We start from the raw sequence: 10,002 nt of genomic DNA, 5'->3' as shown, positions 1-10,002 counted from the left end.
TTATGTCGCTTAAATTTCCTATTGGGGTTGGGACTACGTACAGCATTGTTCTTGAAAATAGAGCCACTCAAGGGACTCGAACCCTCGACCGGTGCATTACGAATGCACTGCTCTACCAACTGAGCTAAAGTGGCTTAATTGCCTTTGATTGGTCGGGATGACTGGACTCGAACCAGCGACCTCTTCGTCCCGAACGAAGCACGCTACCAGACTGCGCTACATCCCGATGAAGTTTGCAAAGGTAAGTTTTATATTAAAACTAAACGTTTTTTCCATTAAAATTATTTATTTTTTCCTAACGCCAACTGCCAATTCCAAGCCGACAAAGTCATTTCGTCTAAGGACAATTCTGCTTTCCAACCCAATTCTTTATTGGCTTTGTTGGTATCTGCCCAAACTTTTTCAATATCACCGCTTCTGCGTTCGGTAATAACGTAGTTGAGTTTTTTATTGCTAACTCTTTCAAACGAATTAATAACTTCTAACACTGAGTAGCCATTGCCCGTACCTACATTGAAAAACTCCAATTTGCTTTTGGTTTGATTATTAAGCATACGATTTACCGCCGAAACGTGAGCTTGTGCCAAATCTACAACATGTATGTAATCCCTTATAGCAGTTCCGTCGGGAGTGTTGTAATCGCCGCCGAATACTTTGAGTTGCTCTCTGATGCCTGCAGCAGTTTGAGTAATAAAAGGCATTAGGTTGTTTGGCACGCCTATAGGCAACTCGCCGATTAACGCCGACTCATGTGCTCCAATAGGATTGAAGTATCTGAGAGAAATACATTTTATATTATGAGCATCGCAGGTGAATTTTAAAATATCTTCCGACATCTGCTTTGTATTTCCGTAAGCCGAAACAGCTTCTTTTATAGGACTACTTTCAGTAACAGGTAATTTATCTGGCTGACCGTAAACCGTGCATGACGAACTGAACACAATATTTTCGATATTGTGGGTTTTCATGTTCTCCAACACATTTAGCAAGGAAATAATATTATTCTGATAATATTTTATAGGTATTTCCATCGATTCTCCAACTGCTTTAAGAGCAGCAAAATGTATTACTCCTTTTATATCTTTGTTGTTGTCGAAAAATTCGGCAACTTTATTTTGGTCGCAAAGGTCTAATTTGACAAACGGTGGCGTATAGCCAAGAATTTTTGCAATATTTCCCAACACTTTTTCCGACGAATTGGATAAATTGTCAATAATAATCGGATAAAAATCGTTTTCTGCTAATTTAACAACAGTATGCGAACCAATGTATCCCATTCCACCGGTAACTAAAATTTTTGGTTTATTTGTGTTTACTTTCATATGTTTAAAATAATTTTAATCTACTTGAATCTAATTTTGCAAAAATAAATAATAATATAGTAAACGACCAAAGAGAAGAGCCTCCGTAACTAAAAAAAGGTAAGGGTATTCCTATTACGGGCAGCAATCCTAAAGTCATGCCAATATTTATAGCAACGTGAAATAAAAGTATGGCTGCAACGCCATAACCGTACAGCAGACTAAATTCAGACCTCTGTCTTTCGGCAACTTGTATTATTCTGATAATTAAGCCCAAAAACATCGCCAGCACAATTATCGACCCTACAAAGCCCCATTCCTCGCCTATAGTGCAAAAAATGAAGTCGGTGCTTTGCTCGGGAACAAAGTCGAATTTTGTTTGAGTTCCTTTCAAAAAGCCTTTCCCAAAAAATCCGCCCGAACCTATTGCTATTTTTGATTGATTGACGTTGTATCCGGCACCGTAAAGATCCAATTCTTTGCCAAGCAACACATTTATACGTGTTTTCTGATGCGGTTCCAAAACATTATCGAATACAAAATCGACGCTTAAAACAATTCCCGCAGAAACTATAAACGCTGCCAATAACGGTAGAATGGTATTTCTTTTTAGTTTGAAAACAAACAAAAACAGTATTAAAGTTATAGCTGCAATTGCTGCTATTATAATATATTGGTCGAAAAGCAATGCCATGATGCTAAGAAAAATAGCTACCAAACCCATTATTATATAACGACTTGGAAGTCCCTTTCGGTACAAAACAATAATAAATGCACTGTAAACAAGAGCCGAACCTGTATCGTTTTGCAATAAAATAAATGCTGTGGGCAACAGAATTATAAATAACGCCAAAAGTTTGTGCTTTGTGTTTTTTACGCTGAAATTTGGCGATGATAATAGGTGAGCTAAAGCCAGATTGGTACAAAATTTCGACAATTCCGACGGCTGTAACGCAAAACTCCCAATTTGAAACCACGATTTTGATCCCGAAATGGTTTTTCCCGTCAATAATACCAATATCAGCATCAATATACTCAGTGCGTAAATGAGAATGGCAAAAGAGTTGAAAACTTTATGGTCTAATAGTAAAATCACAAATGCAATTACTATAGCTCCGCCTATCCATAACAGCTGTTTGCCGTATACTTGCGATATATCAAAAATGCTGAAATGGTCGGAATTATACGCAGAAGCATAAATATTAAACCATCCTATTAATACCAAAGCCAAGTACAGGTACACTATGGTTTTATCTATTTGCTTTATTATGCTTCTGTCCTTAATCATTACCTATAAGATTAGAGTTTAACATACGTTCCTCAATTTCAGGACGCGAAATTTCTTTTGTAATATACTTTTCCATCATAAGCGAAGCTATAGGAGCCGCCCAAGTTGAGCCATAGCCCGAATTTTCCACAACAACACATATTGCTATTTTCGGTTCTTCTACCGGAGCAAAAGCGATAAATGTAGAATGCGGTTTTCCGTGGGGATTATCGGCTGTACCGGTTTTGCCGGCTTGAGTAAATTTGCTTGTTGCATAAGCTCGCGCTGTACCTGCTTCAAATACCTCAGTCATACACTCTTTCATTGTCATGGTATTATCTGCCGATATGCTTGTATATGTTTTTTGCGATGTAAACCGAGTTTTATTATATCTGTTGCCAACCGCTTCAACAATGTGCGGTGGATAGTAAAAGCCGTTGTTTGCAACTATTGCGGCATAATTTACCAACTGCAAAGGAGTAGCCAATATTTCTCCCTGACCAATAGACAAAGACCTTATTGTTAGAGAGTTCCAACGGTCTTTACCGTACATTTTATCGAAATAATCCGAAGTAGGAACATTTCCGCTTTTTTCGTAGGCAATATCCGTATTAAAAGCTTTGCCAAATCCCAAACTCATAATATGAAATCGCCAAACATCGTAACGCTCTTTTACGGTTTTATAATCTTTATTGTTCAAAACAGCCCTAAATGCCTGATACTGAAACGGATTACACGACTGCTGAATTGCAGTATAAATATTTAAAGGCGTTGCATGCGAGTGTGTACAACGTATTGGGGACGAAGCAACACCCTGACAACTGAACATGGTATTGGAATTGATAACGTTTAGCTGCAATGCCACCGACGAGTTTGCCATTTTAAACGTTGACCCGGGCGGGTATTGTCCCTGAGTTACTCTATTTAACAAAGGTTTGTATTTGTTGGTACTCAGCTCTTTAAAGTTTTTACCTCTAACTCTACCTACTAAAAGGTTTGGGTCGTACGTAGGACTTGACACAAAACACAAAATAGCACCCGTTTGCGGTTCAATAGCGACAATACTTCCTAACTTGTTTCGCATAAGCCTTTCGCCGTACTCTTGAAGCTCAATATCAATGCCTGTGTACAAATTTGACCCGCCTATTGCAGGAGTATCGTATTTGCCGTCTTCAAACATGCCCACGTAACGATTGTGCACATCAACCATTTTAATTTTAAGTCCTTTTATGCCTCGCAATTCAACCTCGTAAGTGTTTTCTAATCCGCTAACACCGATATAGTCTCCTTGTTTGTAGTACGAGTCTTTGTCAATATCGCTATGGGTTACCTCGCCCACGTATCCGAGCAAGTGAGCTCCTACCGCTTTGGGGTACTTCCGTAAAGTACGTGGCTGAATGAAAAAACCCTTGTACTTATAAAGTTTTTCTTCGATGTAGGCAAAAGTCTCCTTTGAAATTTGTTTTTCGAAAACAGAAGGAAGCATGCTCGAATACTTTTTGGCATTCAATATTCTTTGTTCAAAGCCGGTTTTATCTATTCCTAATACCAAACACAACTCTGTTGTATCGGGGTCTTCGACTTGAACCGGAATTACCATCAGATCGTAAACAATTTCGTTGTAAACAAGCAAATTCCCATTGCGGTCGTAGATTAAGCCACGTTGCGGATATTGAGTTTCGTACCTCAAAACATTGCGATTTGCCGATACCTTATAACTTGTATCAATAACTTGCAAGTAAAATAACCGAGCCACATAAAGAACCCCTATTATTACTACCGCAGCAATAATATGATTCTTTCGGTCGGAGAATTTATCTTGTGTCATATTTGGCAATTAGCAATTAGCAATGAACAATGAACAATTGGCATAGTGGTCAGTGATTGGTGGTTGGTGATTGGTGGGCTACAGTGGTTGGTTGTTGGTGGTCTGTGCTTGGTGTTTTGCACCGTACACTATTCATCCATCACCATTCACTATCCACCGTTCGCCTCGCAACATCCCGAAATTTCGGGACAACACGTAACCCTTATCTCTGCCATATTCATTTCGTCTTTTTTATAATTGTACAAAGGTAATAATACCTCAAAATATAACACATTTTAGTGCTGTAGTTTTTTTTGAGTGTGTATGAAATAAGTTTTGTGTTTTACGCTTATTTCGTTTTTATGATTTTATTTGATGAAATTGGTTTATTATTTGACAAAACTCGGCAAATGTAAATTCCTGCAGGAAGCGATTGGGTGTTTACAATAATCTCGTTATCCGTAACTTCGTGGTTTTTACTATAAACTATTTGTCCTAAACTATTTATAAGTTGAATTTCAATATTTTGAGGATTAACTTCGTTTATTTTTATACTAATCTTATCATTAAAAGGGTTTGGATATACGTTTGGTTTACATGCGTTTAGCATTTTCTCGTCGTTATTCGTTGTCGGACTAGCGGTTCTGTAAATGAAATTTTCGCTACGTTCGGGGAAAGCATATACGTAATCAAATTTATCGCAATATAACCTAAAAATGCCATCCATTTCGTCAGAACAAGGTGCAAATGTACTACCGTTGTCTGTTGATAGGTATATAGGAAAAGTACCATGGTAAGTATTAAATGATGCGAAAATATAACTGCTTGAGTTAACCGCTACATCGGTTATGAAAGCGTAGTCAAAGCATTGTACAAAAGTATCAGTCCCGCTGTAGAGAATAAATACACCTGATGTGCTGGTATTGGGTGTGAGCGATTGCCACGAAGAGATAAATAAGTTACCTTGTTCTGTCATGGTAACACCGGAAATTTGCTGATCACTTAAACCTATTTCAGTCCAGCTTAATCCATCATTTTGAGTACGGAAAACACCACCACACATTCCCATCATGGGAAAATCAGTTATGGCAATAAATATATCATTTGGTGGATAAAATTCAACACCTGTTGTTATTGTCATAGCACAATGAGGCTCATAATACAGTGTGTCAACAGATAAGCCTAAATCAGGTGTCTTTAGTAATATATCATTATTACCGCCTTCTCCTAATGTTACTCCAAGAACAAGTAGCGAATCGCTTCCCAAACATTTAATTTTAGAATACGAAAGATTATCAATGCCGCCTACCACAAATTTGTTCCAAATAGTACCGGTTGAGTCTGATTTCCAAAGTCCTCCGTTGGACAAAAAAACTTCTTGCCTATTATTTATGGTCATGCTTATCACTGAAGAATTCCAAATTCTTGACACTTCATGCCAAGTTGTCGCATTGTCAGTAGAACGAAGGATTACAGCAGTATCTGCATGAGAATTTTCCGATTTAGCAACAATAAATATATCTCCCTTATTGTTCACAACCATGTCGTACACACATGTCTTATAAGGAAGATTTATCTTTTCCCACGTTATTGTTTGGGCTTTTGCACTTATGCAAATTAATGCAAAAGCTAATAGGAGTAGTAATTTTTTCATAATTGTGTGGTTTTAAAGGGTTACTAACAAGGTGAATTTTTATGCTTATTTCGTTTTTATAATTTTATTTGATGAAATTGGTTTATTATTTGACAACACTCGGCAAATGTAAATTCCTGCAGGCAGCGATTGAGTGTTTACAATAATCTCGTTATCTGCAACTTTGTGGTTTTTACTATAAACTGTTTGTCCTAAACTATTTATAAGTTGAATTTCAACATTTTGAGGATTAACTTCGTTTATTTTTATACTAATCTTATCATTAAAAGGATTTGGATAAACATCTGCTGAGATTAGTAAAGAATTATCTATTCCGGTAGCGGGCTTGAAGTTGGCGTGCAAATATCTGTTTTCATTTATAGTAAAAGTATAATTTTCTTGAGTTGAAACAATTTGACCGTTTTCCGTCCAATTGGAAAAAATGTAGCCTTCGTTTGCTTGAGCCGATAAAACAACAGTTTCGCCCTTATTGTAGCAACCTGTTCCGCTCACAGTTCCTGTATTTGGTGGCTTTACGTAGGCAAATACATTAAACTTATCAAGATTTCTGCAAAGTTTAAAAATACCATCAAAATTAGACCCAAAAAAAACTGAATTATTTAAAAACTTAATGGCTTGAACATTACAAGCTATATCAGGTTGTGCCTCCTGCCAATTATCACCATAGTCATCGGAATAATATACTTTACATCCCATTGTTGCCATATAAAGAGTTTGTTTATCGTCAATTTCTATGTCTAAAACATGAAATTCAGTTAGACCGTTGTTTATCGAAATCCATTTATTACTGTCTAAAGCTTTACGATACACTCCTCCTTCGCCGGCAGCATAAAAATAATTGTCAATAATTTTGATTAGTAAAACATTTTTATTTTGCAAACCAAATATACTCCACAATTCACCATGATTTTCTGATATATATATACCACTACTAGTTGCAGCATAAACATTGCCATTATTGTCACACTCAAAGTCAAACGCATGCCAGCCAGCCATGCCATTACTGGCGTTTTCCCATGTAACACCATTATCTAGTGATCTCTTAACACTCGATTGTGCACCTGCGTACAAGACCCCCTGACTGTCATTTGCTAACGCATAAACTAAGTCGTATGGAGGATGGCTTACAGTCCAAGCAGTATCGTAAACATGTCTTTTGTAAATACCTCCGCCTCCTGTAGCCGACGTTCCCACAAACACGTAATCGTCGGGAGTTATGGTCATTGAAACAATATTTTTTCTGCCTAATTTTTCACTGAATTGATGCCAGCTTTCTCCTTCATCTTCGCTTATTCTAGCTCCGCCATTTGTTCCAACAATTATCTCTCCCGTACTAAATTGACCTATTGTTCTAATTTCAAGATATGGCAAGCTGTCATTAACAATTTCCCAACTAGAGTTATTATACAATCTCCTATATATACCAAAGCTATTGCCAGCACCGACAAATAAGTCGTGATTGCTATTTTCGGCTATGCAAAGAAGTGGTGTGGATATTTTTAACTCAAGAGTCCAATTCTCGCAATTAGCATCAAATTTAAATAGTTCGCCATGCTGAGTGGCAGCTAAAACATTTCCTTCAAAATCGTGAATTACATACATGTATTTTTTTATCAATTCGCCACGTCTCCAAGTTTCACCATAATCTTTTGAAATGTACATCCTACTTGCCCCATAATCATTATTGGAAACGGCAATAACACTTCCGTTGTTGTCAGTTGATATTGCTGCTATACTTGCATAATCATTGAGCAAAGGTGTCCATGTTTCACCAAAGTCATCAGATTTGTACAAATTATCTGAAGTTCCTGCATACAACGTACCATTCTGGTCAATTTCCAAGCAAAACACCGATTCAAAACTGATAAGCCGCCAATTTTCACCACCATCAACCGACTTATATACTCCTCCAGCTCCAAAAAAATTAACTAAAGACGCAAATATCATATCATTTCCGAAAGACTTAACATCTGTAATCCAATAATTAATATTGATATTAAGAATTGTATCCCAAGTATTTCCGCAGTCTGTAGAACGAAAAGCACCTCCCCAGTCTCCAATCAACATTGTATGGTCATCTACAAGTGTCAATGAATTACCAAACACATCTCCGTTAATTAAAGTCCAGCTTTCACCATTATTAACTGATTTACGTAATCCACGACCTCCAATCATGTACAAATTATTATTGCTATCAACAACTATTTCTCTCGGTGATATTCCATAAGGTCCGTTGAGATGTGTCCATTCGCCTTCAAATCCGAAAGGGTTTTCTACTTCGGTAAAAATATTTGAAGCATGAGCTTTAGATGAGTATTCGGCATACAATAAAAATGTAGCCAAGATTAATAAAAATCTAAAAATTAATTTTTTCATAATCGTATTGTTTTAAAGGTTTCTGTAGAATAATTTTGCGGTTTCCGACTTAATTATTATCTTGCAAAGATACAGCAGCTTAGAACAAAAGTCAAGTGTTGCATAAAAAAATAAACTTTTAGTTAGTTGTTTTAATTTAATTATGTTTACCTTTGCGACTGAATAATAAAACAACATTTACAATAATAATTTTTTAAAAATAATATATTATGCAATTACCTTTCACAGAACCTTATAGAATAAAAATGGTTGAAGCCATACATCCCAGCACACGCGAACAACGCGAAAAATGGATAAAAGATGCTCATTACAATTTGTTTGCCCTAAGCAGCGAACAAGTTTACATCGACTTGCTTACCGATTCGGGCACGGGTGCTATGAGCGACAAGCAATGGAGTGCCATGATGTTGGGCGACGAAAGCTATGCCGGTGCATCATCGTATTTCAACCTGAAAAATGCAATTAAAGATATTTTAGGTTTCGATCATTTTATTCCTACACACCAAGGAAGAGCTGCCGAAAATATTCTTTTTAGTACGCTAGTAAAAGAAAACGACCTTATTCCCGGAAACTCACACTTTGATACCACAAAAGGACATATTGAGTTTAGAAAAGCTTTTGCCGTCGATTGCACCATCGACGAAGCTTTCGACACAACCAACACTCACCCTTTTAAAGGTAACGTCGATTTAAATAAATTGGAAGATGTTTTGAAAAAGAAAAGCGATAAACAGCGCATACCGTTTATTGTTATGACAGTTACTTGTAACTCGTCGGGCGGACAACCTGTTTCGCTTAAAAACCTGAAAGAAGTAAAAGCTTTGGCTACAAAATATGGTGTACCAGTTTTTTACGACTCGGCTCGCTTTGCCGAAAATGCTTACTTCATTAAAATGAGAGAAGAAGGTCAGCAAAACAAATCCATTAGAGAAATTGTTAAAGAAATGTACTCTTACTGCGACGCCATGACCATGAGTAGCAAAAAAGACGCTATAGTTAATATTGGTGGTTTTGTTGCTATGCGCGATCCGGATTTGTTCCAAAAAGTATCGGTATTCAGTATTTTGAACGAAGGTTATATTACCTACGGCGGACTTGCCGGTAGAGACCTAAACGCCATTGCTCAAGGCTTGTACGAAGGAACCGAATTTGAATACTTAGATTCCAGAATTAAACAAGTAGGCTTGCTTGGTAAACGCCTCACCGACTTTGGTGTTCCGGTTCAACTTCCATACGGCGGACACGCTATTTTCGTCGATGCCAGCAAAATATTAACTCAAGTTCCGAAAGAGCAATTTAAAGCTCAAACTCTAGGTATAGAACTGTATATAGAAGCAGGAGTTAGGGCTGTTGAAATTGGAGCGCTTCTCGCCGATAGAGACCCTGTTACTCGCGAAAATAGATATCCCGAGCTTGAACTTCTACGACTTGCGATACCACGCCGTACATACACCAACGACCATCTAAACTACGTTGCTGTAGCTATGGCTAACGTGTTTGAACGCAGAAACAGCATTAAAACAGGATACGCTATAACTTACGAAGCTCCTGTTTTGAGACACTTTACCATTAAATTGGAAAAAATTTAAAATAGAAC

At 37.2% G+C, this 10,002-nt stretch carries 6 protein-coding genes and 2 tRNA genes; 1 reads left to right on the top strand and 7 read right to left on the bottom strand.

Going from position 1 to position 10,002, the window contains the following annotated elements; all coding sequences use genetic code 11:
• Positions 1–61: 61 nt before the first annotated feature.
• From PHP31_02015 to PHP31_01985, 7 genes are all read right to left on the bottom strand, one after another.
• Positions 62–134, bottom strand: a tRNA-Thr gene (locus PHP31_02015).
• Between the two features lie 15 nt (positions 135–149).
• Positions 150–226, bottom strand: a tRNA-Pro gene (locus PHP31_02010).
• A 55-nt stretch (positions 227–281) separates the two neighbouring features.
• The gene (galE, locus tag PHP31_02005) at positions 282–1,322 is read right to left on the bottom strand and encodes a UDP-glucose 4-epimerase GalE (protein ID MDD3738055.1); all 1,041 of its coding nucleotides are present in this window, start codon (positions 1,320–1,322) and stop codon (positions 282–284) included.
• 4 nt (positions 1,323–1,326) lie between these two features.
• Positions 1,327–2,589 carry a rod shape-determining protein RodA gene (gene rodA / locus PHP31_02000; GenBank protein ID MDD3738054.1) on the bottom strand — a complete coding sequence of 421 codons (1,263 nt, stop codon included), beginning with the start codon at positions 2,587–2,589 and terminating at the stop codon, positions 1,327–1,329.
• Positions 2,582–4,396, bottom strand: coding sequence for a penicillin-binding protein 2 (gene mrdA, locus PHP31_01995; protein MDD3738053.1), 1,815 nt, complete (start codon positions 4,394–4,396; stop codon positions 2,582–2,584). The genes rodA and mrdA overlap by 8 nt, the downstream gene beginning before the upstream one ends.
• A 328-nt stretch (positions 4,397–4,724) precedes the next feature.
• Positions 4,725–6,029 carry a T9SS type A sorting domain-containing protein gene (locus PHP31_01990; GenBank protein MDD3738052.1) on the bottom strand — a complete coding sequence of 435 codons (1,305 nt, stop codon included), beginning with the start codon at positions 6,027–6,029 and terminating at the stop codon, positions 4,725–4,727.
• Positions 6,030–6,074: 45 nt separating this feature from the next.
• Positions 6,075–8,405 (bottom strand): T9SS type A sorting domain-containing protein, encoded by a 2,331-nt coding sequence (locus tag PHP31_01985; GenBank protein ID MDD3738051.1) that lies wholly within the window; start codon positions 8,403–8,405, stop codon positions 6,075–6,077.
• Positions 8,406–8,614: 209 nt separating this feature from the next.
• Here PHP31_01985 and PHP31_01980 point away from each other — a divergent pair, with 209 nt between their 5' ends.
• Positions 8,615–9,994 carry a tryptophanase gene (locus PHP31_01980; GenBank protein MDD3738050.1) on the top strand — a complete coding sequence of 460 codons (1,380 nt, stop codon included), beginning with the start codon at positions 8,615–8,617 and terminating at the stop codon, positions 9,992–9,994.
• Positions 9,995–10,002: the final 8 nt, after the last annotated feature.

Source organism: Lentimicrobiaceae bacterium (assembly GCA_028697555.1).
In the GTDB taxonomy this organism is placed as follows: domain Bacteria; phylum Bacteroidota; class Bacteroidia; order Bacteroidales; family UBA4417; genus UBA4417.
Note: the sequence above shows the minus strand (reverse complement) of the source record. Positions and strands in the feature narration are given on the sequence as shown.

What these genes read in the sequence shown, in the direction of transcription:
- galE (MDD3738055.1), bottom strand. Translation starts at nt 1,322, where the DNA reads ATGAAAGTAAACACAAATAAACCAAAAATTTTAGTTACCGGTGGAATG.
- rodA (MDD3738054.1), bottom strand. Translation starts at nt 2,589, where the DNA reads ATGATTAAGGACAGAAGCATAATAAAGCAAATAGATAAAACCATAGTG.
- mrdA (MDD3738053.1), bottom strand. Translation starts at nt 4,396, where the DNA reads ATGACACAAGATAAATTCTCCGACCGAAAGAATCATATTATTGCTGCG.
- PHP31_01990 (MDD3738052.1), bottom strand. Translation starts at nt 6,029, where the DNA reads ATGAAAAAATTACTACTCCTATTAGCTTTTGCATTAATTTGCATAAGT.
- PHP31_01985 (MDD3738051.1), bottom strand. Translation starts at nt 8,405, where the DNA reads ATGAAAAAATTAATTTTTAGATTTTTATTAATCTTGGCTACATTTTTA.
- PHP31_01980 (MDD3738050.1), top strand. Translation starts at nt 8,615, where the DNA reads ATGCAATTACCTTTCACAGAACCTTATAGAATAAAAATGGTTGAAGCC.